The sequence below is a fragment of the Tessaracoccus pujii genome (genome assembly GCF_054483895.1).
This window is the reverse complement of record NZ_CM137012.1, coordinates 1,912,606-1,937,103: the sequence shown is the minus strand read 5'-3', so window position 1 is coordinate 1,937,103 and position 24,498 is coordinate 1,912,606. Positions and strand designations below refer to the sequence as shown.

Genomic DNA, 24,498 nt, shown 5'->3' with positions numbered 1-24,498 from the left:
GTCAGCCAGTGAGTATTTGACCGTGTGAGCGCCGTTGGTTATCGCGCTTGAGCGCCACTGGATATTGGGGTCGAGCGCCGGGGGTAGTGCCGGTGAGCGCCACCGGGGGTCGTGGTGGCGCTCACCGGCTCTGGGTTATGCGGTGGCGGTGTGTTCGCGCATGTTGGTGCCGCCGGTTTCGATCCAGATGGTGTTGTGGACGATGCGGTCCATGATCGCATCGGCGTGGACTCCGGAGCCGAGGCGCTGGTGCCAGTCTTTCTTCGCGTACTGGGTGCAGAACACGGTGGAGACTGCGTCGTAGCGGCGTTCAAGCAGTTCCAGGAGCATGCTGCGGGTGCTGTCGTCGGGCGGGTCGAGGAGCCATTCGTCGATCACGAGCAGCGTGAACGCGGCGTATTTGCGGAGGAACTTCTCCTTCCCGGCGGGCCGGTCCCTGGCCGCAGCCCAGGCCTCTTCGAGGTCGGGCATGCGTATGTAGTGCGCCCGATACCGGTGCTGGCAGGCCTGTTTCGCCAGCGCGGAGCCGAGGTAGGACTTCCCGGATCCGGTGAAGCCTTGGAACACGACGTTCTGCTGTCTGGTGATGAAGGTGCAGGTGCCCAGTTGGGCAATCACCCCGCGGTCGAGGCCACGCTGTTCGACCAGGTCGAGGCGGCGGAAGTCCGCGTTCGGGTAACGCAGCCCCGCCCGGCGGATCAGGCCTTCGACCTTGCCGTGGGTGAACGTGGCGTGGGCGTCGTCGACGGCCAGCTTGATGCGTTCTTCGAACACCATCCCGAGGGTGAGGGTGTCGTCCTGGGTTTCCAGGGCGTCGACCAGGCAGGTGGCGCCGATCTCGCGGAGCTTGCGTTTGGTCTCGGTATCGATCCGGGTCATCGTGCGCCTCCGTAGTAGTCGGCCCCACGCACGTACCCGACCGGCCCACCGCCGCCGTTCTCCGGTTCGATCCCCGGCCCTCGGCTGCGGGTGTGGTCCTGGTTGGTTTCCAGGATCGGCCTCAGATGGGCGTAGCGGGGCGAGCGGACCCTGGACGCCAAGGCGATCTGGCAGGCTGCTTCGAGGCGTTCAGTCGAGTAGCGGCGAGTGAGCCGCAGGACCGCCAGCGCGGCATCGAGGCCCTGCTCATCGACCGGGACGGACTCGAAGATCCGGTTGACCACGGTCAGCGTGTTCTCCCCGACCCGGCCCGCCCACTGGCGGACCCTGGCCGCGTCCCATTGCCGGTAGCGCGGCCCCTCGGGCAGATCGGCGTCGTGGGTGCGGTACTGGTTGAACACGCCTGGTGGTGCGAGCAGGTGGCTGGTCAGCCGCGTGTGACCGGTGAACACCTCGAGCATCGTGTCGGTGACCCGCAGATCGACACTGCGACCAATATGCGAATACGGCACGGAGTAGAAGTTCTTCTCCCACACGACATGCCCATTCTTCTGGACTCGTCGCCCGTAGACCCAGCGGCTGATCTCGAACGCGACCGCGGGCAGCGGCCGCAGCAGCGGCTTCTCCTCCGCTTCGAACACACTCAGCCGGGAGCCTTGGCGTTTCTGGAAGGGTTCACGGTTGTAGGCCTCCACCCGCTGGTAGATCGCGGCGCGCAGCTCGGGCAGCGTGGCGAAGCGGCGGTCCCGGAGCCCGGCGATCACCCACGTCGCGACATGCGCGACGGTGTTTTCGACGCTGGCCTTGTCCTTGGGTTTCCGGACCCTGCCGGGTAGCACCGCAGCCGAGTAGTGCGCAGCCAACTCCCGGTAGGCGTCGTTGAGGACCACCTCACCCTCGGCGGGGTGTTTGATCACGCCGGTCTTCAGGTTGTCTGGAACGATCCGCGGGACGGAGCCGCCGAACCAGTCGAACATCGCCACATGCGCCCGCAGCCACGTGTCCTGCCGCATATCCAGGGCCGGCTCGACGAACGCGTAGCGGGAGAACGGCAACGTGGCCACGAACAAGTAGACGCGCTGCTGCTGCCCGGTCACCGGATCGGTCAGCTGCATCGTCGGCCCGGACCAGTCGACCTCGATGCTCTGCCCGGCCTTGTGACCGATCCGCGACGCGGCCCCGCTGACCAGGACATGCTGCTGATAGTTCTTGCAGAACCGGTCATAGCCCATCGCCGTCGACCCCTCGACGCGGCATCGGTCGACGTACTCGCCATGGAGCAGCTTCAACGTCACCCCGACCCGGGCGAGCTCGCGATGCACCGACGGCCAGTCCGGCTGCGCATGGACGCTCTCATGCTCCCCGCGGCCCGGGAACAGACGGGCATACACCTGCGCCTCGTCCAGGTCGGCGACGTCGTCCCAGCCGACGTCCTCCCGCTCGGCGGCCTCGATGACCGCGGTCACGCTATGGCGTGACATGCCCTGCGCGGCGATCTGCCTGCCCGAGAACCCCTCCTCGCGGAGCCGAAGCACCAGCTTCGCTTTGATCTTGCGTACCATCCCAATCACTCCTTCTGCCGCGTGATAGGCCACACGGCAGGAGGAGCCTACGAACCCCGCACCCGGCGCTCACCGACACGAACCGGTGGCGCTCAACCCCACGAACCCGCACGGCGACGGATGGCGCTCAACCGCAATACCGCTGGCGCTCAGAAGACCGAATACTCAGCCAGCACCGATTCGGTCGGTTGTTGGCGCTTGAGCGTCCCCGTGCCTGGGCCCGACAGAGGAACGGGCGACACGGCCCCGACTCCTGAGGACGAACAGGAAGACGGTGATGGCCATCAGGATGCGCGGGTCAGACCCTCGCAGTTGTCGGGGGGCTCTCAGGATGCGTGGGCCCTGACGAGGGCATCTCCGACGGGGATGGGCCGGAACAAGCGATCGAGGTCTTCAACACGCACCCTGATCAGCCGCACTCCAAACCGGGCTGCTGGCAGACGGCCAGCGGAGATACGACGACGTAGAGTGTCAACACTTACTCCGTAGTAGAGAGCAGCCTGTTGAAGGGATAGCCACTCGGCGCTGGGATACTTGCTGGCTTCGGGATGCGTAGCGACGGCCATTACGACAACTCCTTTGATGGCAGGGCGCGAGATTCGGTGGTGCCCCCCCTCGCTGTGTTCTCTTGCTAGTAAGAACCCGGCCCGGAGCTGGACACAGCGTGAGCAACGGCGCCCTACTCCGGGCCTTGGTGCCCACTCGGTGCCCAAGCAGGCCACCGAGGCGCGAGGCGGAGGACCATCACCAGGCACCAACCGGACATGTGTCGACAGCCGACCCCGCCTCCCGTGGGAGCTGCCTGACCGGAGACGTCCGTCCACGCAAGCACCATCCTGACCACCGACCTGTCAACGATGCCCGGCGCGCCCAGGCATGTAGCGCTGTGCGGCCGCGGGGTCCTGGCGCCTGAATGCGGGACTCCCCTGTCCATCGCACCCAGGAAAATGATACGAGTGCCCCCACGAAGCGCACGCACTCCCGAAAAACTCGGGGCACATTCGGGGCACGAATCGCGTCTGGCACCCCGCTGTGCCCCAGAAATGGCGATTCCCGCCCTAGTCAGAGCGGGAATCGTGGTGGCGGAGGATACGAGATTCGAACTCGTGAGGGCGTTAACCCAACCCGCTTTCCAAGCGAGCGCCATAGGCCTCTAGGCGAATCCTCCAAGGCGAGACCTTACCGGAGCGGGTCCTGACCTCTCAAGTCGGGGGAGGACCCGTGCCTGCACCGTCCCCCGCGGTTGTGCCGCGGAGGCTCAGAGCACCATCGCCGCGACCCAGCCTGCCGCCAGCAGCGGCAGATTGAAGTGCAGGAACGTGGGGATGACGGTGTCGCGGATGTGGTCGTGCTGGCCGTCCGCGTTCAGACCGGCGGTGGGGCCGAGCGTGGAATCGGAGGCGGGTGAGCCCGCGTCGCCGAGGGCTCCGGCCGTGCCGATGATCGCCACGGTGGCCACGGGCGAGAATCCCAACGAGATGCAGAGCGGCACGTAGATGGCCGTGATGATCGGAAGCGTCGAGAACGAGCTGCCGATGCCCATCGTGACCAGCAGACCCACCAGCAGCATCGCGAACGCGGCCATGCCCCGGTTGTCGCCGAACAATGCGGCAGAGCCCTCCACGAGGGGCGCGATCTGCTCAGTGGCGCGCATCACCGACGCGAAGCCCTGCGCGGCGATCATGATCAGCCCGATCAATGCCATCATCCGCATGCCGCCGGTGAAGACCTCGTCGGCGTCCTGCCACTTCACGGCACCCGTGATGATGAACAGGCACAGCCCGAGCAGAGCGCCCACCAGGAGCGGATCGGCAGCGGATCCCGCGAAGGTCAGCCAGACCTGCACGCCGAAGGAGGCGACGATGGCGGCCAGTGCAATGGCGATGCGGTAGCCCTTGATCTCTGACGGTGCGTCGTGGTCCACCACCGCGTCCCGGTCGTACTCGCGGGGCCGCCGGTAGGTGACGAACACCGCGACGACAAGGCCGATCACCATGCCCAGCGCCGGGATTCCCATGGCGGACATCACGTTGACGCCGCTGACGTCGAGACCGGAGGCGATGATGTTGCCGTAGAGGATGTCGCTGAGGAAGATCTTGCCGAATCCGATGGGCAGGAACATGTAGGTGGTGACAAGGCCGAACGTGAGCACGCTGGCCACGGCCCGCCTGTCGAGGCGCAGCCGGTTCATGATGATGAGCAGCGGCGGGATCAGCAGTGGGATGAACGCGATGTGCACCGGGATGAGGTTCTGGCTCATGATCGCCATCGCCAGGATCCCGGTCAGCAGGCCGGCGGTGGTCCACCGGGTGACCTTCTGCGACCTGCTGAGGTCGTCCGCGTCGAGCTTGCGGATCAGCCAGCTCGCCAGCAGTTGGGGCAGGCCGGAGTGCGCCACAGCCATGGCGAACGCGCCGAGGAGCGCGTAGCTCAGGGCGATCTTCGCGCCTCCGGCCAGTCCCTCCTGGAACGCCACCATCGTGCCCTCGAGGCCGAGGCCCGCCAGCAGGCCGCCGACGAGGGCGCCGAGGAAGAGCGCCAGCACGACGTGCACACGCAGGACGGACAGCACGAGCATCACGACAACAGACAGCACGACGGCGTTCATGGCGGACCCCTGGGAGAGAAGGACTGGAGCGCGCGCAGACTATCGGACGCCTGCGCGGAGGGCGACGGCGGTGCCAGTCAGAGCGCCGAGCGCAAGACGGCCCGAAGATCGGGGTCCACGACGACGCGGCCCACGGGCCTGCCATGGCCGAGCACCGGTTCCGGGTCCAGAGCCCTCAGCGCCGGCGTGTCGTGGCCCAGCGCGGCCAGCACGGCCACCACCGGCGCGACCGTGCCCCGGTGGTGGCCGTCGCCCACCTTCACCGCGACCCCCGTGCCGTCGGCCAGCCCGATCGCGTAGCAGCCCTCGGCGCCCACCTTGCACACCAGCCCCGGTATCTCGCGGTGCAGGACCACCTCGTCGCGCCGTGTGCCCGACGCGTACTCGGGGTGCGCGCGGAAGGCGTCGCCCACCCGTCGTTCCGGCCCCGTGGGTGCCCCGGCCAGGCGGCCGAATGCCCGTGCCAGGCCGGCCAGGCTGACGGCGAACGCGGGGGCGCCGCACCCGTCGACCACCGGCTCGCCCACGGCCTCGCCGGCCAGCTCGGCGATGACCTCGCGCGAGAGGATCTGGAGCGGATGGGTGATGTCGAGGTAGGAGTCGGTCGGCCAGCCCGCCCGCGCGCAGGTCCGCAGCATGCCGGCGTGCTTGCCGGAGCAGTTGTGCGCCAGCGGCTCCCGTCCGTGCCCGTCCGCCAGCCAGGCGGCCTGGGCCCCGGCGTCGAGCGGCAGCCCCGGCGTGGTCTGGAGGTCTGCGGGGGACAGGCCCGCCCCTTCGAGGATGCTGCGCACGCCGTCGAGGTGGAACGTCTCCCCGGAGTGCGAGGCGCCGACCAGGGCCAGTTCCGCGCCGTCGACGTCGAGCCCGTGGCGCAGCATGGCGACCGCCTGCAGCGGCTTGAGCGACGAGCGCGGAAGGATCTGGGAGGAGGTGTCGCCCGCGGCGAAGCGGACGGTTCCGTCCGGCGCCGTCACCACCACCGCGCCGTGATGCAGGCACTCGAGATGCCCACCCCGCCACACCTGCGCGATCACCGGATCCACCCTGCTCACCATGACGCGAGCCTAGGCCAGGAACGTCGACAGGGCCCCGCCGATGCATGGGGTAGAGTTGGCCCCGGTTCCTCGCGCGGCGGTACCTCGCCCAACTCCCCCAGGGTCGGAAGGCAGCAAGGGTAAGTGAGCTCTTCCGGGTGCGCGAGGGGCCCTTTTCTTTGCCCCTGGAAATGTCGTGCCTCTGGAATAGGGTGGGTCGCGTGGACGACGAGTACGACGAGGACGAGTACGCCCTGATCAGCGATCAGGCGCTCGGAGCGGCTGACCAGCCCGGGTTCGAGCCCATGGAGGGGCCGGGCCTCTTCGATGAGATTCCGGACCCGGTGGAGGATGCCCCGGCCCTGCACGTGCCGCCGTCGAAGCTGGACCACACCCCCCGTCGCGAGTCCCCGGCGGCGCCCCTGGCCCTGTATCGCCGCTACCGCCCGGACACGTTCTCCGAACTCATCGGCCAGGACCACGTCACCGTGCCGCTGCAGCGGGCGCTGGAGAACAACAAGGTCAACCACGCTTACCTCTTCTCCGGCCCGCGGGGCTGCGGGAAGACCACCTCGGCGCGCATCCTGGCGCGCTGCCTCAACTGCGAGAAGGGGCCCACCTCCACCCCCTGCGGACAGTGCGAGTCGTGCCAGGACCTGGCGCGGGGCGGCCCCGGGTCCATCGACGTGATCGAGATCGACGCAGCCTCCCACGGAGGTGTCGACGACGCCCGGGACCTCCGTGAGCGCGCGTACTTCGCCCCGGTGGCGAGCCGCTACAAGATCTACATCATCGACGAGGCGCACATGGTGACGCCGCAGGGGTTCAACGCGCTGCTCAAGCTGGTGGAGGAACCGCCACCGCACACGAAGTTCATCTTCGCCACCACGGAGCCGGAGAAGGTCATCGGCACCATCCGGTCCCGCACGCACCACTACCCGTTCCGCCTCGTGCCGCCCCGCGTGCTGGGTGACTACCTGGCCGAGATCTGTCAGACCGAGGGCGTCATGGTGGACCAGACCGCCCTCCCGCTGGTGGTCCGCGCCGGGGGTGGTTCGGTCCGGGACTCGCTCTCGGTGCTGGATCAGCTGCTCGGCGGCTCGGGGGAGGAGGGCGTCAGCTACATGCAGGCCGCTGCCCTGCTGGGCTACACGCCCGACGCGCTGCTCGACGAGATCATGGACGCGTTCGCCGCGGGCGACGCGGCAGGGGTGTTCCGCACCGTGGACAAGGTGATCGACGTGGGTCAGGACCCCCGCCGGTTCGCCGAGGACCTGTTGCGTCGCCTCCGGGACCTCGTCATCCTGTCGGCCGTTCCCGACGCGGCCACCAACGGGCTGCTGGACGTGGCGGCGGATCAGGCACAGCGCCTCCAGACGCAGGTGGCGGGCCTGGGCGCCGGTGAACTCACCCGCGCCGCGGAGGTGATCGCGACGGGGCTCACGGACATGCGGGGCACCACCGCGCCGCGCCTGCACCTGGAGCTGATGTGCGCACGGGTGCTGCTGCCCGGCGCGGACGCCGGTGAGCGTGGACTGCCGGCCAGGATGGATCGGCTGGAACGCCGCGTGGGGATGATGGGCGCCGCGGAGCCGTCGACGCCGGCCACCGAGCCCCCGGCGTCGACGCCTGTGACGCAGCGCGCCCCCGCAGCGCCCGAGTCGCCCGCCGCCGCACCGCACCGCGCCCCCGCGCCGCCGGAGCGCCCCGCAGCACAGGAGCCCGAGCAGCGGCGGCCGCCCGCCGAGCCGCCCCGCCAGCGTCCCGCCGGCGCCCCCCCGGAGCACTCGGTGGCGCCGCCAGCGCCCGCGCCGGCGAAGGCCGCGCCACCGTCGGAGGCAGCGAAGGCCCGCCAGGCGAAGCTGACCGCCGCCGAACTTCGGCGGGTGTGGCCCAACGTGCTGGAAGAGGTCAAGCAGCGCCGCCGCTTCACCTTCATGCTGCTCAGCCAGCACGCCCAGATCCTGGACGTGGCCGACGGCGTGCTGCACCTCGGCTTCGCCCAGACCGGACCGAAGGACAATTTCGGCAGCGGCGGCAGCGCGGACGTGTTGGCGGACGCGCTGATCCAGGTCATCGGGGTGGAGCTGCGCATCCAGTCGGTCCTGTCCTCGGGCGAGCCCGGCCCCGCCGCTCAGCCCGCGCAGCGGCCCACGGGCGCCCCCGTCGCGCCGCCACCAGCCCCGGAGCCCGCCCCCGTCCCGCAACCCGAGCCGGCTCCGGACGTGGAGGTTTCCCACGATGACGAGGTCCTGGACACCGAGCACAACGCCGAGGAACTGCTGAGCAGCGCGTTCGGGGCGGAGATCATCGCAGTGCGGGACCTCAACGAGTCCTGACGCACGCATAAGCTGGCCCTCAACCCATCCAGGAGTGAACCCACATGTTCGGTGACTTTGACATCAACGCGCTGATGCAGCAGGCGCAGCAGCTGCAGGACGACCTGGCGCGCGCCCAGGCGGAGCTGGCGGAGAAGACCTTCACGGGGTCGGCCGGCGGAGGTCTGGTGTCCGTGACGCTCACCGGCGGCGGGGATCTGGAGCAGGTCGACATCAAGGCCCAGGCCTGGGATCCGGAGGACACCGAAACCCTGTCCGCCCTGATCATCGCGGCCTTCCGCTCGGCGAAGTCGGCTGCAGACGCCGCCACGGCGGCAGCCATGCCGGACATGCCCTCGCTGCCGCCCATGCCCGGCCTCGGGGGCTGACCACTTCCGTGTACGAAGGGCCAATTCAGGACCTCATCGACGAGCTGAGCAGGCTGCCCGGCATCGGTCCGCGCGGCGCGCAACGCATCGCCTTCCACCTGCTCGACGCCCCCGCCGAGGACGTCTACGCACTGTCGGACACGCTTCGCAGGGTGAAGGAGACCTCGCGGTTCTGCGAGGTGTGCTTCAACATCTCGCAGGAGGAACGGTGCCGCGTGTGCAGGGACCCCCGTCGGGACCGCACGCAGCTGTGTGTCGTCGAGGAGTCCAAGGACGTCGTCGCCGTGGAACGCACCAACGAGTTCCGTGGGCTCTACCACGTGCTGGGTGGGTCTATCTCGCCCATCGACGGTCGCGGCCCAGCGGACCTGCACACGCGCGAGCTGTTCCAGCGCCTCGCCGATGGCGAGGTCACGGAAGTGATCCTGGCCACGGATCCCGACACCCAGGGCGAGGCCACCGCGGCCTACCTCAGCCGCATGCTGCGCGACTTCGGGGTGCGCGTCACGCGCCCCGCCAGCGGACTGCCCGTGGGCGGAGACCTGGAGTACGCGGACCAGGTCACCCTCGGGCGCGCTTTTGAGGGTCGTCGATCCATGTTCGACGCAGAGACGGACCGGGCGCGCGCCGTGGCGCTGCCGCCGCTGACCAGGTCGTGACGTTCCGGATCATCCAGGGGTGAGCTGCCCGAAGGCGGCCGCTCCGAGGATGATCGCCAAGGCCCGGCGGACCTCGTCGGCGTCGTGGCCGCCGTAGCTGACCAGGAGACCCGTGAGGCCCGGGTTGTCGGCCCAACCGTCGGCCAGGTCCGCCACCAGGAGCCCGCCGCGTCGGCAGTTCTCCCGGATCCGCACCGCGTCGTCACGCCGCATCTCGAGGATGAGGAGGTGGCCGGTGTCGGTGACCCTCACCATGTGGGGGAGTGCCGTGAGCGCCGCCAGCCGCGCGGCCACCTCCCCCTGCGCCGCCACAGCGCCGCGGCGGGCGCGCGCCAGGCGTCGCCTCAAACCCCCCGCCTGGAGATAGCGCGCCAGCGCCCGCTGCACGATGGGAGCCACGCCTCCGCCCAGCGCAGCCTGGGCGTCGAGGAGGTCGTCGTGCCACGACGGCGGCGCCACGAGGTAGCCCGTGGCCACGTCGCGGCCCAGGACCGCGGCGAACGTGCCGAGATGCGCGACGATGCCGGGCGCCAGGCTCCACAGCGGGGGTAGTGGCGGGCCCAGGTGGCGGTACTCGGAGTCGTAGTCGTCCTCGACGAGCAGCACCCCGGTGCGCGAAGCCCAGCCGATGAGCGATTGCCGGCCGGCGGCGTGCAGGGCGGTGCCGGCCGGGAACTGATGATTGGGTGTGACGAGCACCAGGTCCAGCGGCAGGGACCGGGTGAGTGCATCGGTGTCCACCCCGTCGGGCCCCACAGGAACAGGCACCACCTCTACCCCCAGCACCTCCAGCACGCGGCGGAGGCCGGGGAAGCCGGGGCTCTCGACGGCGACCCGCGGCCGCGCCCCGGTGCGCCGCGCCACCACGCCCAGCAGTAGCGCCAGCCCGGAGCGCGCGCCAGCGGTGACGATCACCGCGTCCGGGTCCACGGCCATGGCGCGCATGAGACGCAGATGCTGGGCGATGGCCTCAGTCAGGAGGGGCCCTCCCGGTCCGACGGCGGCGCGGAGGGATGACCGCCACACCGCGTCGTCCAGCGGATGGGCCGTCTCGTGGCCCGAGCTGAAGTCCAGCTGCAGCCGTGGCCGCCGATGCGGGGGGCGGCGGCTCTGCGGCGCCGCCTGGCGCGCGTGTGTCGAGAGGTTGGGGGCCACCCGCATCCCCGAGCGGTCCCGGGCCACGAGATATCCCTCGGCGACCAGTTGATCGTAGGCGGCGCTGACGGTTCCCCTGGACACGGAGAGGATCTCGGCGGCCGACCGGCTGGAGGCCAGGACGTCGCCGCCTGCCAGGGCGCCTGAGGCGATCAGGCTGCGGATTCCGGCTGCGATCTGGGCCGGCAGCGGAGCCGATCCCGGCGCCCGGTCGAGCGCCAGGGTGGTCAGTGCCTCGGACTCCATGGCGCACAGCATACGCTCTGGTACATCAGAATGGGTGGCATCTGGCTCTTGTCTGGTCCAGTCTGAGCGGACATCATCGTCACCATGACCGCACCTGATACCACTGCGCCCACGCGCGCCCTCGTCAACACCGGACTCGCCGAGATGCTCAAGGGCGGCGTGATCATGGACGTCGTCACGCCCGAGCAGGCGCGCATCGCCGAGGATGCGGGCGCGGTGGCCGTGATGGCGCTGGAACGGGTACCTGCCGACATCCGGGCACAGGGCGGCGTCGCCCGGATGAGCGACCCGGACCTCATCTCCCGCATCATCGAGACCGTGTCCATCCCCGTGATGGCGAAGGCCCGCATCGGCCACTTCGTCGAGGCGCAGGTGTTGCAGGCGTTGGGTGTGGACTACGTCGACGAGTCCGAGGTGCTGTCGCCCGCGGATTTCGTCAACCACATCGACAAGACGCAGTTCGAGGTGCCGTTCGTGTGCGGCGCCACGAACCTCGGGGAGGCGCTTCGCCGGATCACGGAGGGCGCCTCGATGATCCGCAGCAAGGGGGAGGCTGGCACCGGTGACGTGTCCGAGGCCATGAAGCACCTGCGCACCATCAAGGGCGAGATCCGGGCCCTCGCGGCGAAGTGCGACGATGAGCTGTTCGTCGCGGCCAAGGAGCTCGCGGCCCCCTACGAGCTGGTGCGCCGCGTCGCACGCGACGGTGCGCTCCCCGTCGTGCTGTTCGTGGCCGGCGGCATCGCCACGCCCGCCGACGCCGCGATGATGATGCAGCTTGGCGCCGACGGCGTGTTCGTGGGTTCCGGCATCTTCAAGTCCGGCAACCCCGAGCGCCGGGCGAAGGCGATCGTCGAGGCGACGGCGCACTTCGAGGACCCGATGGCGATCGCGGAGGCGTCGCGCGGGCTGGGCGAGGCCATGGTGGGCATCAATGTGGCCGATGTGCCGGCCCCGCACCGGCTGGCCGAGCGCGGCTGGTGACCGTCGGAATCCTCGCCCTGCAGGGAGCGGTTCGGGAGCACGCGGCCGTGCTGGAGTCGCTCGGGCGGTCGGTGAGGCCGGTCCGCAAGCCCGACGATCTCGTCGGGCTCGAGGCGCTGGTGCTCCCGGGCGGCGAGTCGACGGCGATCGCGCGGCTGGCCAGTCCCAGCGGGCTGCTCACCGCCATCCGCGGCTTCGTCGACCGGGGGCTTCCGGTCTTCGGGACCTGCGCCGGCCTGATCCTGCTGGCCGACGACGTCGCCGACCCGGCTGCCTTGGCCGGCTACGCCACCATCGGGGGCCTGAACGTCACCGTTCGCCGCAACGCGTTCGGTGCGCAACTGGCCTCGGGTGAGGCGGAGGTCAGCCTGGTCGGCCCGGCTGCCCGCCCCAGCGACCCGCGGGAGGGCGCCGCCCCGTCGTCGGGGACCATGCAGGGGGTGTTCATCCGCGCGCCGCGGATCGAACGGGTGGGCGCTGGTGTGGAGGTCATCGCGGTGCGCGGCGACGAGCCGGTCGCGGTGCGGCAGGGCAGCGTCGTGGCCTGCACCTTCCACCCCGAGCTCGTTCCCGACCCCACTCTGCATCGCCTGTGGCTGGGTGGGGTTTGAGCCGATGGATGGGTTCGCGCTGAGTTGAACGATCGAATTGGCCGTTTCGCGCATTGAGCCCATCCATCGGCTCAATTCCACCACCCGGTAGGGGGCGTGTGAGTCACCGAGTGTTCATCGAACGGTCACCTGACGTTGGGGGCTGTGGGGTGGGGGGTCGCGTTGGATGGTCAGGACCCACCGACCACCAAGAGGAGACCCTCCATGAAGCGCCTGCTTCCCATGCTCGGCCACACCCGCGGTAACCGATCAGCCGTCACCTGCGAACTCAAGTGCGGCAGCGCCTGCGCGCATCCCGCCCCCAATACCTCCGGCAACGAGTCCTTCCGCGACATCGTCAGCGGCGTGTTCTCCCGCCGCGCCGCGCTCGGCGCCGGTGCCGGGGTGACCGGCGCGATCGTCGTCGGCGGAGCGATGGCCCGGCCGGCCGCGGCAGACTTCGGCAACCCGCCCAAGGGCGGCGGCAAGCTCCCCTTCACCGCGATCGGGCCGACGGCCCGCACGGTCGACACCGTGACCGTGCCCGAGGGCTACCGCTGGGATCCGATCATCCGCTGGGGCGACCCGCTGTTCGCCGACTCGCCGGAGTTCGACATCACGAAGCAGACCGGGGCGTCGCAGGCCAAGCAGTTCGGCTACAACTGCGACTACCTCAACATCATCTCCGACGGCCGCAACGACCGGTCCGGCTACCTGGTGACCAGCCACGAGTACACCAACGAGAACATCATGTTCCCGCCCGGGACCGATGAGCGGGACATCGTCGACGCGGCACTCGCGGCCCACGGCCTGTCCGTGGTGGAACTGACCCGCGCCAAGCAGGGCGACGTGTGGACCTACGTCAGGGGCGGGCGCCGCAACCGCCGCATCACCGCCTTCACCGAGTTCACGGTCAGCGGCCCGGCGGCCGGCGCGGACCTGATGAAGACCGACGCCGACCCCACCGGCACGAAGGTGATCGGCACCCTCAACAACTGCGCCGGCGGCACCACCCCCTGGGGCACCGTGCTCTCCGGCGAGGAGAACTTCAACCAGTACTTCGTCGGCACCGGGTCGCCCGAGGACGGGCGCTACGGCATCGGCAGTGGGCAGACGAACCGGCAGTGGGAGCGTTACTACGACCGGTTCAACCTCAACACCCCTGGCTACGCGAACGAGGCCAACCGATTCGGCTGGATCGTCGAGGTGGACCCGGAGGATCCGACGTCGACGCCGGTCAAGCACACCGCCCTCGGACGCTTCAAGCACGAGGCCGGCACCGTCGCGATCTCCAAGTCCGGCCACGCCGTGGTCTACATGGGCGACGACGAGCGCAACGACTACGTCTACAAGTTCGTCTCCTCGGCCAAGTACCGCGAGGGCGACAAGGCGCACAACCTGACGCTCCTGCAGGACGGCACGCTCTACGTGGCCAAGTACTCCGGCAACTCGCCTCAGGCGCAGATCACCGGGGATGGCACCCTCCCCGCCGACGGCGCCTTCGACGGCACGGGGGAGTGGATTCCCCTCGTGCGGGGCACCACGTCCCTCGTGGACGGCATGACCGTCGAGGAGGTGCTCGTCTACACGCGCCTCGCCGCGGATCGCGTGGGTGCCACCCCGATGGACCGCCCCGAGGACATGGAGCCCAACCCGCTCACCGGCAAGGTGTACCTCGCGTTGACGAACAACAGCCGGCGCGGCGTCACCAGCGCCGTCGACGAGGCCAACCCCGTCGCCCCCAACCGCGACGGCCACGTCGTCGAGATGACCGAGGCAGGAAACGACGCCGCGGCGACGACCTTCGCCTGGAGCATCCTGCTCCTGTGTGGAGATCCGGCCTCCTCGACGTCGGCCTACTTCGCCGGCTTCCCCGCCGACAAGGTCTCGCCGATCAGCTGCCCGGACAACCTGGCGTTCGACTCCGAGGGCACCCTCTGGATCTCGACCGACGGCCAGCCCGGCACCATCGGCCTCAGCGACGCCCTGCACAAGGTGACCCTCACGGGCCCGGAGCGCGGGCGCGTGCAGCAGTTCCTGGGCGTACCCGTCGACGCCGAGACCTGCGGACCGGTCATCCACGACAAGGACCAGTCGGTGTTCATCGCAGTGCAGCACCCCGGCGAGGACGGCGAGTGGGACGCCCACACGTCGTATTTCCCCGATCAGCTGCCCGCCGGCGGCCCGGTCCAGGTGGGTGACAAGGTCGCCGTGCCCCGCCCGACCATCGTTCAGGTCACCCGCACGTCGGGCAACCGTTCGCGCAAGTGACACGAGTCCGTCGGCCCACCTGGCGGAGACCTGATTTTCCGCCAGGTGCGCCGACGGCGGCCCAGCCCTGCGTCGCCGCCTTGTGCACCCGGGGCTGAGGCCGTGTGAATCGTCGGTGGGGTGTCGTAATGTGTCGCGGGTGACTGAGCCAGTGATCACCGCCCGCGCGCTGACCAAGCGCTACGGCACCCTCACCGCTGTGGACGGGATCAGCTTCGACATCGCGCCGGGGGAGTCGTTCGGCTTCCTCGGTCCCAACGGGGCGGGCAAGTCCACCACCATGCGGATGATCGCGGCCACCTCCACCCGCACCGCCGGCGAGCTCACCGTCCTCGGACTGGACACCAACCACCACGGCCCGCAGATCCGGGCGCAGCTGGGCATCGTCCCCCAGGGGGACCTCCTCGACGAGGAGCTCAGGGTGATCGACAACCTCACCGTCTACGGCCGCTACTTCGGCCTTCCCCGCGCCTACGTCAGGCAGCGGGCAGAGGAGCTGCTGGACTTCGCCCAGCTCCGCGACAAGCGCCTGGCCCGCGTCGACGGCCTCTCGGGCGGCATGAAGCGCCGCCTCACCATCGCGCGCGGCCTGATCAACAACCCGAAGATCATGCTCCTGGACGAGCCGACGACAGGCCTGGATCCCCAGGCGCGTCACGTGCTGTGGGACCGCCTGTTCCGGCTCAAGGAGGAGGGGGTCACGCTCGTGGTCACCACGCACTTCATGGACGAGGCCGAGCAGCTGTGTGATCGCCTCGTCGTGATCGACAAGGGGCGCATCGTCGCCGAGGGGAGCCCGCCGTCGCTCATCCGCCAGTACTCCACCCGCGAGGTCCTGGAGGTGCGCTTCGGCTCCTCGCGCAACGAGGAGGCGGCCCGGGTGCTAGGCGGCATCGGCGAGCGCCAGGAGGTGCTGCCGGACCGGGTGCTCATCTATACCGACAACGGCGAACACGCCCTCCAGGCCGTGATCGAGCGGGGGATGGAGCCCGTCACGTCGCTCGTGCGGCGCTCCTCTCTGGAGGACGTGTTCCTGAGACTCACCGGCAGGAGCCTGATCGAATGAGCGCGGACCTCGCGCCTCGTAGCGGGGTCATCGACCGCCGCATGTCCTCGGACCACCGTGTGGTCGCGCGCTGGGGGTGGTGGGCCGTCGTCGAGCACCACGTGCACCGCATGCGCCGCTACCTCGTCACGCTGCTGGTCACCGGCATCGGCTCCCCGGTGATCTACCTGCTCGGGCTGGGCGCCGGGCTGGGTGTCCTCGTCGATCAGGGCGAGGGCATCGGGGGCGTGCCGTATCTCACGTTCATCGCGCCTGCGCTGGTCATGTCGACGGCGATGCTCACGGCCTCGCAGGAGAACACCTACGGGGTGTTCGGCGGGTTCAAGTGGTTCAACACCTTCCCTGCGATGCGGCTGACGCCCATCAGTCCGGCCCAGATGGCGGTGGGCGTGCAGGTGGCCGTGCTGCTGCGGGTGCTGCCGGTGCTGGGCTTCTATCTCACCGCGCTGGTGCTGTTCGGGATCGCGGGGCCGCTGCGGGCCCTGGCGCTGCTCCCCGTCGGGCTGCTCCTGTCGGTGGCCGTGGGGTTCGCGGTGATGGCGTGGGTGGCCACCCAGAAGGATGACCGCGGACAGTTGTCCTTCATCGAGCGGTTCGTCGTCGTGCCGCTCACCCTGTTCTCCGGCACCTACTTCCCGCTCGAGACGTTGCCAGGCTACCTCCAGCCCATCGGGTGGATCTCGCCGCTGTGGCACGCGGCCGAGCTGGGGCGCTGGGCCATGTACGGGCAGCCACTGAGCCTGCTGATGGCCACGGTGCACGTCGGGTTCCTCGCCCTGCTCGCGGTGGTCTGCGGATGGCTGTCCATCCGCACGTTCCGGCGGAGGCTCGACGAATGACATCTCCCATTCAGGCTCCCGCTCCGCGCGTGCCGGCGTTCCTCGCCGGCCTCTACGGGGGCAACACGCGCTCTGTGGTGGCGCGCGGAATGAGGGTGATCGCCCGCAACAACTGGCTGATCATCCTGACGGGCTTCTTCGAGCCGGTGTTCTACCTCCTCTCGATGGGTCTGGGGCTCGGTGCACTCATCGGCACGGTGGCGTTCTACGGCCGCGACGTCGCCTACGCCGCCTACATCGCCCCCGCGTTGATGGCGGTCTCGGCCATGAACGGCGCCATCTACGACTCGACGATGAACGTCTTCTTCCGCATGCGCTACGGCAAGATCTACGACCAGATGCTGTCCACGTCGCTCGGCCCCATGGACGTGGCGTTGGGTGAGATCATCATGGCGCTGTTCCGAGGGCTGCTGTACGCGTGTGGGTTCATGGTGGTGACGACGGCGCTCGGGCTGAACCTGTCCTGGACGGCGGTGCTGGCCATCCCGGCGGCGTTGATGGTGGCGTTCGGGTTCGCGGCCGTGGGGCTGGCTGCCACCAGCTTCATGACGTCGTTCCAGCACCTGGACGCCGTCTATTTCGTGATGCTGCCGATGTTCCTGTTGTCGGCCACCTTCTTCCCCATCGACGTGTACCCCGAGTCCGTGCAATGGGTGATCATGGCCATGCCGCTGTGGCATGCCGTGGACATGGTGCGGCAGCTGACCACCGGCCTGATCCGGCCGTCGATCTGGGGGCACCTGGCCTATTTCGCGGTGATGATCGGGGTAGGGACGACGGCGGCCACCCTGCGTCTGAAGGCCCTGTTCCTGCGCTGAACGGGGAGTGGTGCAGGAGCAATCGACATGAGGATCGCCGGCTCACAGGGTGGCCCCGGAGGCCCGGTCCCGGGGCCCAGGCGTACCCTGTCCCCGGAGAGGTGAGTGGTGGGCAACAGGGATTTCAGGATCGAAGCGCAGCGGCTCACACCCAGAGAACAGGTGGAGCGGTACCGCGCTCTCGTCGGCAGCCACCTGGTGAGCTTCGCCGGGTTGTGGCCCACGCCGAAGGACTACGCCGGCCTGCGCTCGTCCTGGGGCAAGGACCTGCTCGCGGGGATCACCGTGGGTATCGTCGCGCTGCCCCTGGCGCTCGGCTTCGGCGTCGCCTCGGGAGCGGGCGCGGCCGCAGGGCTGGTCACCGCGATCATCGCGGGCCTCGTCGCGGCGATTTTCGGGGGTAGCCACCTGCAGGTCTCGGGCCCCACCGGTGCCATGACGGTGGTGCTGCTGCCGGTGATCGCCAAGCACGGCGTCGAGACCGTTCCCTTGCTGGCCATCATGGCCGGCGTCATCGTCGTGGCGATGGCCCTGACAGCGGTGGGGCGCTCGGTGGAGTTCATACCCCTTTCCGTGGTGGAGGGGTTCACCATCGGCATCGGCGTCATCATCGCACTGCAGCAGATCCCGCTCGTCCTGGGAACCGAGCGGGCGGAGGCTGAGTCCACACTGGTCTCGTCGTGGCTCACGCTGGGCTCCACGGACTGGACCAGCGCCTGGCAGCCGCTCCTGGTGACGGTGGGTGTGATCGCCGTCCATCTGATGGGGCACCGATTCTTCCGGCGTCTTCCCCTCTCGCTCATCGCGATCGTCGTGGCCACCATCGCGGTGGAACTGAGCGGTGCGGACGTCCTTCGGATCGGGGCCCTCCCCACAGGCCTGCCGATGCCCACATTGCCGCTGTTCGACGCAGCGCTCCTCCAGGACCTGATCGCGCCGGCGTTTGCCGTGGCGGCCCTTGCGGCACTCGAGTCGTTGCTGTCCGCGCGCGTGGCCGACGGGATGCGATCCGACCTCACTCAGACCAGCCCGGACCGGGAACTCATGGGCCAGGGGCTCGCCAACGTGGCGTCCGGCCTCTTCGGCGGCCTGCCTGCCACCGGCGCGATCGCCCGCACCGCCGTCAGCGTCCGTTCGGGCGCGAGGACGCGGCTGGCGTCGGTCTCGCACGCGGTGGTCCTGTTGGTCGTCATGCTGCTGCTGGCGCCGCTGGTGTCGCTGATTCCGATGGCGGCGTTGGGAGGCGTGTTGCTGGTCACTGCCGGCCGGATGATCAATCTCGGCCTTGTGCGCACCCTCAGCGCGGTCACCCGGGCGGACCGCAACACCTTCTGGCTCACGCTGGGCGCCACCATCCTTCTCGATCTGGTTGCGGCCGTGCTCCTGGGCATCGGTATGGCAGCGCTGATGAGCCTGCGCCACATGGCCTCCTACTCCGTCGTCGCGCGTCAGCGGCTGCCCACCAACACTCGCGAGGGCGACGTGGACCTTCGGCCGGAACATGAGCACCTCCGCACACAGCTCGCGATCTTCCGCGTGGACGGGGCTCTGTTCTACGGCAATGCCCGTCGATTCGTCGACGAGGTCACCGCCGTCGAGGACGAGGTCGGCGCCGTGATCCTGCGTTGCCATCGGATGACCATCCTCGACGCCTCCGGCGCCGACGCGATCAAGGCGGTGGGCCGGCAGCTCAAGGCCCGCGGGGTGGCCTTCGTGGCCCAGGGGATGACCGAATCCCAGCAGCGGACGTGCCGCCTCATGAGGGTGTTCGACGACGACCAGCATGTCCGCGAACTGTCGGAGGCCGTGGACTGGGCCGTGCGGAGGCTGACCGAGTCCGACGGCTGATCGGTCCGCAGCTTTCGGCGGGCCGTCCGCTCGCGGTAGGTTGGGTCAGTGCCCGAACAACGTCGTTACGAGGTCCTCCCCGGCAATCACGGCTCCCGCGTGAAGGTCAACATCCGCGGAGGCGACATCCTGTGGACCCCCCGGCTCAACCGGGGCACCGCCTTCACCCTGGAGGAACGCGAGGAGCTCGGCCTCGTGGGCCTGCTCCCCACCGGCATCACGCCGATCGACGCCCAGCTGCACCGCGCCTACGAGCAGTTCCTCGACGCGCGTACACCCATGGCGAAGTTCCGTCGCCTGACCGCGCTGCGCGACCGCAATACGGTGCTGTTCTACCGGCTGCTCAGCGAGCACCTCGAAGAGATCATGCCGATCGTGTACACGCCCACCATCGGCGACGCGATCGCGCAGTTCAGCCACCAGTTCACCCGCCTGACGGGCGTCTTCCTGTCCATCGATGCGCCCGATGCCATCGAGCAGTCGCTGCTGGCGAGCAACCGCGACCCTGACGATGTGGACATCATCATCGTCACCGACTCCGAGGGCATCCTCGGCATCGGCGACCAGGGCGTGGGCGGCATCCAGATCTGCCACGGCAAGAAGAGCCTGTACACCGCCGGCGCAGGGGTGGACCCGGACCGGATGCTCGCCGTCGGCCTCGACGTCGGCACCGACAACCTCGGCCTCCTCAACGACGACCTGTACCCGGGGCTCCGGCACGCGCGGGTGCGCGGCAAGCGGTACGACGACTTCATCGAGGCATTCGTCGTGGCCGCGCAGAAGCTCTACCCGCACGCGATGATCCACTGGGAGGACTTCGGCGCCGCCAACGCTCACACCATCCTCACCCGCTACCGCGAGCGCGTCTGCACGTTCAACGATGACGTCCAGGGCACGGCCGCCGTCGTCAGCGCGGCCGCGCTCGCGGCCATCAAGGGCCTGGGGGAGCGGCTGCGCGACCAGCGGATCGTCATCTACGGGGCGGGCACCGCGGGCATCGGCATCGCGGACCTGTTCCGCGACATGATGCTCGACGAGGGCCTGTCGGACGCGGAGGCCCACAACACGTTCTGGTGCCTCAACAGCCGCGGGCTCATCCTGGAGGACTCCGCGGGCGTGCGCGACTTCCAGCGCCCGTATGCCCGCAGGCCCGACGAGGTGGCCGGCTGGGAACTCGATGACCACGGCCGTGTCAGCCTCGCCGACGTCGTGCGCAACGTCCGCCCCACCATCCTGATCGGCACGTCGGGCCAGCCGGGCACCTTCACCGAGCCCATGATCCGGGGCCTGGCGGGCCATGTGCGCCGGCCGATCATCCTGCCGCTGTCCAACCCCACCACGCTGGCCGAGGCGACGCCCGCGGACCTCCTGGAGTGGACCGACGGCGCGGCGCTGATCGCGACGGGTTCGCCGTTCGATCCGGTGACCCGCGGGGACGTCACGTTCGACGTCGCGCAGGCCAACAACGCGCTGGTCTTCCCCGGGCTGGGTCTTGGGGTCGCGGTGTGCCAGGCGAGCAGGGTGACGGACCGGATGATCGCGGCGGCCGCCAGGGCGGTGGCGTCGCTGGTCAGCCTGCGTACGATGGGCGCGCCGCTGCTCCCGCGGATCGGCGAGCTCCGTCGCGTCTCGGCCACGGTGGCGATCGCGGTGGCGCGGGCGGCCGCTGAGGACGGCGTCGCGGGCGTGGAGTTGGACAATCCGGTGCAGGACGTGTTCGACCGCATGTGGCAGCCGGTCTACCCCGAGCTCATCCTGGATTAGCCGCGCGGGCCGGGCTCTGGAAGGAGCAGGTCGATGCGCTCGACGACGTACGTGGGGCGCTTGTCCTCTGGCAGCGCCGCGACATCCTCGAGTGTCGATTCGCCCGTCAGCACCAGGGCTGATGCCATGCCGGCGTCGACGGCCATCTGGATGTCGGTGTGCAGGCGATCGCCCACCATCAGGCAGCGCGAGAGGTCGAGGCCGAGCCCGCCCAGCGCGGCCTCCAGCATCACCGGCGACGGCTTGCCCAGGCTCACGCTGCACGTGACGCCCGTGCACGCCTCGATCGCGGCGGTGATCGCCGCGCAGTCAGGCTCTCCGCGACCCCCCGGAAACGGGCAGAACCGGTCCGGGTTGGTCTGGATGAGGATCGCGCGCTTGTGGAACCACAGCGCGTCGAAGGCGATCTGCAACTTGCGGTAGTCGAAGGTGCGGTCGTACGACGCGACCACCACGTCGATCTCCGCCGGATCCTCGGTCAGCCGGAATCCGGCCGCGCGCAGCGACCGCTTGAGCGGCTCCTCGCCCACGACGAACAGCGCCGCCTCCGGCTGATGGTCGAGCAGCCAGCGCGTGGTGGTGACGACGGTGTTGGCGATGTCCTCCAGCGGCGTCGGCAGCCCGAGCGCCTCCAGCTTGGCCTGGTACTGCCGGGGGTCCTTGGTGGGGTTGTTGGAGAGGAACTTCACCACCTTGCCCTCCGCGCGGACCCCCTCGATCAGCGTTTGCGCTCCCTGGAGGAGGTCGTCGCCGAGGTAGATCGTGCCGTCGAGGTCGAACACGTACGCGTCGTACCACGGCGTGGGGATGGTGAACATCGGTCTCCTTGCGCCCCGGCGACTCTGTCCGCGGGCCTGTACCCAACAGTGCCATCTCCGGCCCCGCCCATCTGAACCAATTAGGCCGGTCAGGTGCGCGGAACCGGAAGAAAAACGACTCGTTCGGTAGTGAACCACACCGGAACGCAAAGGCCCGGGCGGCCGGCGCGTCGCCTTCACGGGGCTTCTCGCCTAAAGGACCTCGCCCGGCAGCGAGACGCCCACCTGGCGGCGCAGCTCGTCCATCGTCGCCATGACGGCCAAGGTCTCGTCGAGCGGCAGGATCTCGGACTCGAGCCGCCCCTCCGTGATCAGGGCGGCGAGGTGCGCCGCCTGGTAGCACAACCCCTCGTGCGCTGGGATCGGCCCCGCCTCGGATGAGGTGCGTTCACCGTCGCGGCGGGTCACCGTGACCGGCTGCGGCCCGTAGAAGGGGCCGGGGATCTCCAGGCGGGCCTCGTCGCCCGCGACGAACGCGAGCGTGGGGGTCAGGGCGGCCAGCGTCGTCGTCACGATCCCGTGAGCCATCGGGTGCCGCTCGAATCCCGTCAGCACGGCCGAGATCTGCCGGTCAACGCCGGTAAAGGCCCTGGTGCCCGTCGCCAGGGCCGCGCCGGGGGTGCCGAGGGCGAAGTGTGCGAAGCTCACCGGGTACACCCCGAGGTCCAGCATGGCTCCGCCGGCCTTGGCCGGGTCGAAGAGGCGGAAGTCCGGGTCCTTGGGGAACCACTGCCCGTGGTCGGCGAACGCGGTCTCGATCTCGCCGAGTGCGCCGTCGGCCAGGACCTGGCGCACCACATCCATGTGCGGAAGGAAGCGCGTCCACATGGCCTCCATCGCCGCGACCCCCGCGGCGCGGGCCGCGTCCACCACCTCGGTGGCCTCGCCCAGGTTACGGGTGAAGGCCTTCTCGATGAGGACGTGCTTGCCGGCCGCGATCGCGAGGAGCGCGTTGTCGCGGTGCTCGCTGTGCGGCGTGGCCACGTAGACGATGTCCACCGTCGGGTCCGCCGCCACCGCCTCGTAGCCCACGAGGCTGCGCTCGATGCCGTGCCGGGAAGCGAACTCGGCGCCTTTTTCGGATGTGCGGGAGCCGACCACCACCACCCGCTGCCGGGTGTGCGTGTGCAAGGCCTCGACGAAGCGCTCAGCGATCCATCCGGTGCCGAGCATGCCCCACCTCAGCGGCGGGGCGTCCATCGGGTCCGGGGTGCGGGGGGAGGGCAGCCAGAAGGTCATGTGCCCCAGTCAATCACCTCGGACGACGGCGGGGCGGGCGTTCCGCGGCGGCGTGAGGGCGGGCGTGAGGGCCAGCGCCACCAGCGCGGTGGTGGGCACCACGATGAGCGCCCAGCGCAGGCTGACGAGGTCGCCGACCAGGCCGATCAGCGGCGGGCCCGCGAAGAAGCCGAGCCGCATCAGCCACGTCACGAACGTCAGGCCGGAGCCGTGCGCCATGCCGGGAAGCTCGTCGGCGGCGTGCATGGCCGACGGGATCCCCGTCGCGATGCCCCAGCCGGCGCACGCGAAGCCGATGATGGTGGTGGCCGGGTGCGGGAACGCAACCGCCATCCCCATGCCCAGGGCCGCGACACTCACACCCCAGGTCACCGCGGGGCGGGCGCCGATCCGGTTGACCAGGGCGTCGCCGGTGAACCGGCCGATCATCTGGGCCAGCTGCAGTGCGACGAAGGCGAGGCCCGCCACGAACGGGATGACGTCGAACATGCCGTCCATGTAGATGGCACCCCACGACGCGGCGCTGTCCTCGACTAGGCCGACGGAGGCACCGAGGAGGCCCAGCGCGATGAGCCGCAGCCACATGGAGGCAGGGATCCGGCGGCTCGGGCGCACCTCCGTAGCGGCCGCCTCGCTCAACGGCTCCTGGTCTCTGCCCGGGAGGAGCAGTGTGCGGGCGAACAGCGCGATGAAGCCGAACACGACGGTCGCGATGATGGCCTGCAGCCACAGCGCCATGTCGATCTGCGCGGCGACCGAGCCGAGGAAGCCGCCGCACACCGCGCCGATGGACCACCAGCCGTGGAACGAGTTGAGGATGCTGCGGCCGTACAGCTTCTGCACGCGGAGGCCATGGGCGTTCATCGAGATGTCCGTGACGGCGTCCATGGCCGCCATGAAGGCGAGGGCGGCGGAGAACACGGCGATGTGCGGCGCGAAGGCGATGAGGTTGAGGGTCGCGATGCCCGTGATGAGCGTCACGGTGGCCACGGAGGCCGAGCTGAACCGGCGCACCAGGCGGGCGGTGAAGAGGCCGGCGACGAGCCCACCCACAGGTCCCAGTCCCACGGCCAGGCCGAATGCGGTGTTGGACGCCTCCAGCGCAACCTTGATCTCGGGGTAGCGCGGCAGGATGGAGGACCAGGCGACGCCGTTGAGCCAGAACAGCAGAATGACGCCCCAACGGGCGCGCAGGACTTCCTTGGACATGAGAACTTCCGTCGGGCAGGAGGGCCCCATCGCGCGCAGGGCTACGTCGCGGCGTGGGGTGGAGAGCTTCGATCCTGCCAGATCCTGGCCGGGGCACCAAAGTGCGCTCTTCCCGCACATGGGGGTCCCCAGGGCCGACGGGGGACGGCTTCGTCGGCGTGTCGTGCCCGGAGGGGGAGGCGGTGACCTCGCGCCGCTCACG

Annotated in this window: 20 protein-coding genes, 1 tRNA gene and 1 other RNA gene; 12 read left to right on the top strand and 10 right to left on the bottom strand. The window is 69.7% G+C overall.

What is annotated here, in order from left to right; all coding sequences use genetic code 11:
• Positions 1-135: 135 nt before the first annotated feature.
• From ACX1D0_RS09430 to ACX1D0_RS09405, 6 genes are all read right to left on the bottom strand, one after another.
• Positions 136-879 (bottom strand): ATP-binding protein, encoded by a 744-nt coding sequence (locus ACX1D0_RS09430; protein WP_459017647.1) that lies wholly within the window; start codon positions 877-879, stop codon positions 136-138.
• Complete coding sequence (istA, locus tag ACX1D0_RS09425; protein ID WP_459017646.1) at positions 876-2,441, bottom strand: IS21 family transposase; 1,566 nt, start codon at positions 2,439-2,441, stop codon at positions 876-878. The genes ACX1D0_RS09430 and istA overlap by 4 nt, the downstream gene beginning before the upstream one ends.
• Positions 2,442-2,767: 326 nt before the next feature.
• Positions 2,768-3,007 carry a helix-turn-helix domain-containing protein gene (locus tag ACX1D0_RS09420; protein ID WP_182799173.1) on the bottom strand — a complete coding sequence of 80 codons (240 nt, stop codon included), beginning with the start codon at positions 3,005-3,007 and terminating at the stop codon, positions 2,768-2,770.
• Between the two features lie 514 nt (positions 3,008-3,521).
• Positions 3,522-3,609, bottom strand: a tRNA-Ser gene (locus ACX1D0_RS09415).
• Between the two features lie 90 nt (positions 3,610-3,699).
• Entirely contained in the window at positions 3,700-5,049 is a 1,350-nt protein-coding gene (locus ACX1D0_RS09410) for a Na+/H+ antiporter family protein (protein ID WP_459017645.1), read from the bottom strand.
• 77 nt (positions 5,050-5,126) lie between these two features.
• Positions 5,127-6,104 (bottom strand): asparaginase, encoded by a 978-nt coding sequence (locus ACX1D0_RS09405; RefSeq protein ID WP_459017644.1) that lies wholly within the window; start codon positions 6,102-6,104, stop codon positions 5,127-5,129.
• Between the two features lie 60 nt (positions 6,105-6,164).
• Between ACX1D0_RS09405 and ffs the strand changes: the two genes are divergently transcribed.
• The 4 genes from ffs to recR all read left to right on the top strand — a co-directional run bounded on the left by ffs (position 6,165) and on the right by recR (position 9,449).
• An RNA gene (ffs, locus tag ACX1D0_RS09400) (signal recognition particle sRNA small type) lies at positions 6,165-6,261 on the top strand.
• A 13-nt stretch (positions 6,262-6,274) separates the two neighbouring features.
• A complete protein-coding gene (locus tag ACX1D0_RS09395; protein WP_459017643.1) occupies positions 6,275-8,422 on the top strand; it encodes a DNA polymerase III subunit gamma and tau in 2,148 nt (715 codons plus the stop codon).
• A gap of 44 nt (positions 8,423-8,466) precedes the next feature.
• On the top strand, positions 8,467-8,790 hold the full coding sequence (locus ACX1D0_RS09390; protein WP_459017642.1) for a YbaB/EbfC family nucleoid-associated protein: 324 nt from the start codon (positions 8,467-8,469) through the stop codon (positions 8,788-8,790).
• A gap of 8 nt (positions 8,791-8,798) precedes the next feature.
• Positions 8,799-9,449, top strand: a complete 651-nt coding sequence (gene recR / locus ACX1D0_RS09385) for a recombination mediator RecR (protein ID WP_459017641.1) — start codon at positions 8,799-8,801, stop codon at positions 9,447-9,449.
• 9 nt (positions 9,450-9,458) lie between these two features.
• Here recR and pdxR read toward each other — a convergent pair whose 3' ends face one another.
• The gene (gene pdxR, locus ACX1D0_RS09380) at positions 9,459-10,850 is read right to left on the bottom strand and encodes a MocR-like pyridoxine biosynthesis transcription factor PdxR (RefSeq protein WP_459017640.1); all 1,392 of its coding nucleotides are present in this window, start codon (positions 10,848-10,850) and stop codon (positions 9,459-9,461) included.
• 84 nt (positions 10,851-10,934) lie between these two features.
• Between pdxR and pdxS the strand changes: the two genes are divergently transcribed.
• From pdxS to maeA, 8 genes are all read left to right on the top strand, one after another.
• The gene (gene pdxS, locus ACX1D0_RS09375) at positions 10,935-11,834 is read left to right on the top strand and encodes a pyridoxal 5'-phosphate synthase lyase subunit PdxS (RefSeq protein WP_459017639.1); all 900 of its coding nucleotides are present in this window, start codon (positions 10,935-10,937) and stop codon (positions 11,832-11,834) included.
• Positions 11,831-12,445 carry a pyridoxal 5'-phosphate synthase glutaminase subunit PdxT gene (gene pdxT, locus ACX1D0_RS09370; protein WP_459017638.1) on the top strand — a complete coding sequence of 205 codons (615 nt, stop codon included), beginning with the start codon at positions 11,831-11,833 and terminating at the stop codon, positions 12,443-12,445. Before pdxS ends, pdxT begins: the two co-directional genes overlap by 4 nt.
• A 204-nt stretch (positions 12,446-12,649) precedes the next feature.
• Positions 12,650-14,695: a PhoX family protein gene (locus ACX1D0_RS09365; protein ID WP_459017637.1), complete on the top strand. Its 2,046-nt coding sequence runs from the start codon at positions 12,650-12,652 to the stop codon at positions 14,693-14,695.
• Between the two features lie 139 nt (positions 14,696-14,834).
• Positions 14,835-15,761 (top strand): ABC transporter ATP-binding protein, encoded by a 927-nt coding sequence (locus ACX1D0_RS09360; RefSeq protein ID WP_459017636.1) that lies wholly within the window; start codon positions 14,835-14,837, stop codon positions 15,759-15,761.
• The gene (locus ACX1D0_RS09355) at positions 15,758-16,600 is read left to right on the top strand and encodes an ABC transporter permease (protein ID WP_459017635.1); all 843 of its coding nucleotides are present in this window, start codon (positions 15,758-15,760) and stop codon (positions 16,598-16,600) included. Before ACX1D0_RS09360 ends, ACX1D0_RS09355 begins: the two co-directional genes overlap by 4 nt.
• On the top strand, positions 16,597-17,418 hold the full coding sequence (locus ACX1D0_RS09350) for an ABC transporter permease (protein ID WP_459017634.1): 822 nt from the start codon (positions 16,597-16,599) through the stop codon (positions 17,416-17,418). Before ACX1D0_RS09355 ends, ACX1D0_RS09350 begins: the two co-directional genes overlap by 4 nt.
• A gap of 108 nt (positions 17,419-17,526) precedes the next feature.
• Positions 17,527-19,266, top strand: a complete 1,740-nt coding sequence (locus ACX1D0_RS09345; RefSeq protein ID WP_459017633.1) for a SulP family inorganic anion transporter — start codon at positions 17,527-17,529, stop codon at positions 19,264-19,266.
• Positions 19,267-19,314: 48 nt separating this feature from the next.
• On the top strand, positions 19,315-21,030 hold the full coding sequence (gene maeA, locus ACX1D0_RS09340; protein ID WP_459017632.1) for an NAD-dependent malic enzyme: 1,716 nt from the start codon (positions 19,315-19,317) through the stop codon (positions 21,028-21,030).
• Here the strand turns inward: maeA and ACX1D0_RS09335 are convergent.
• The 3 genes from ACX1D0_RS09335 to ACX1D0_RS09325 all read right to left on the bottom strand — a co-directional run bounded on the left by ACX1D0_RS09335 (position 21,027) and on the right by ACX1D0_RS09325 (position 24,296).
• The gene (locus tag ACX1D0_RS09335) at positions 21,027-21,848 is read right to left on the bottom strand and encodes an HAD-IIA family hydrolase (RefSeq protein WP_459017631.1); all 822 of its coding nucleotides are present in this window, start codon (positions 21,846-21,848) and stop codon (positions 21,027-21,029) included. The two genes, maeA and ACX1D0_RS09335, sit on opposite strands and share 4 nt — an antisense overlap.
• 192 nt (positions 21,849-22,040) lie before the next feature.
• Positions 22,041-23,087 carry a Gfo/Idh/MocA family protein gene (locus tag ACX1D0_RS09330; RefSeq protein WP_459017630.1) on the bottom strand — a complete coding sequence of 349 codons (1,047 nt, stop codon included), beginning with the start codon at positions 23,085-23,087 and terminating at the stop codon, positions 22,041-22,043.
• 9 nt (positions 23,088-23,096) lie between these two features.
• Entirely contained in the window at positions 23,097-24,296 is a 1,200-nt protein-coding gene (locus ACX1D0_RS09325; protein ID WP_459017629.1) for an MFS transporter, read from the bottom strand.
• Between the last annotated feature and the right edge of the window lie 202 nt (positions 24,297-24,498).

Excerpts from the sequence above, each read along its gene's own strand:
- ACX1D0_RS09410 (WP_459017645.1), bottom strand. The coding sequence starts at position 5,049 with ATGAACGCCGTCGTGCTGTCTGTTGTCGTGATGCTCGTGCTGTCCGTC.
- ACX1D0_RS09365 (WP_459017637.1), top strand. The coding sequence starts at position 12,650 with ATGAAGCGCCTGCTTCCCATGCTCGGCCACACCCGCGGTAACCGATCA.
- ACX1D0_RS09420 (WP_182799173.1), bottom strand. The coding sequence starts at position 3,007 with ATGGCCGTCGCTACGCATCCCGAAGCCAGCAAGTATCCCAGCGCCGAG.
- ACX1D0_RS09350 (WP_459017634.1), top strand. The coding sequence starts at position 16,597 with ATGACATCTCCCATTCAGGCTCCCGCTCCGCGCGTGCCGGCGTTCCTC.
- ACX1D0_RS09325 (WP_459017629.1), bottom strand. The coding sequence starts at position 24,296 with ATGTCCAAGGAAGTCCTGCGCGCCCGTTGGGGCGTCATTCTGCTGTTC.
- ACX1D0_RS09330 (WP_459017630.1), bottom strand. The coding sequence starts at position 23,087 with ATGACCTTCTGGCTGCCCTCCCCCCGCACCCCGGACCCGATGGACGCC.
- ACX1D0_RS09395 (WP_459017643.1), top strand. The coding sequence starts at position 6,275 with ATGTCGTGCCTCTGGAATAGGGTGGGTCGCGTGGACGACGAGTACGAC.
- ACX1D0_RS09390 (WP_459017642.1), top strand. The coding sequence starts at position 8,467 with ATGTTCGGTGACTTTGACATCAACGCGCTGATGCAGCAGGCGCAGCAG.
- istA (WP_459017646.1), bottom strand. The coding sequence starts at position 2,441 with ATGGTACGCAAGATCAAAGCGAAGCTGGTGCTTCGGCTCCGCGAGGAG.
- pdxR (WP_459017640.1), bottom strand. The coding sequence starts at position 10,850 with ATGGAGTCCGAGGCACTGACCACCCTGGCGCTCGACCGGGCGCCGGGA.
- ACX1D0_RS09405 (WP_459017644.1), bottom strand. The coding sequence starts at position 6,104 with ATGGTGAGCAGGGTGGATCCGGTGATCGCGCAGGTGTGGCGGGGTGGG.
- ACX1D0_RS09355 (WP_459017635.1), top strand. The coding sequence starts at position 15,758 with ATGAGCGCGGACCTCGCGCCTCGTAGCGGGGTCATCGACCGCCGCATG.
- pdxS (WP_459017639.1), top strand. The coding sequence starts at position 10,935 with ATGACCGCACCTGATACCACTGCGCCCACGCGCGCCCTCGTCAACACC.
- ACX1D0_RS09430 (WP_459017647.1), bottom strand. The coding sequence starts at position 879 with ATGACCCGGATCGATACCGAGACCAAACGCAAGCTCCGCGAGATCGGC.
- ACX1D0_RS09335 (WP_459017631.1), bottom strand. The coding sequence starts at position 21,848 with ATGTTCACCATCCCCACGCCGTGGTACGACGCGTACGTGTTCGACCTC.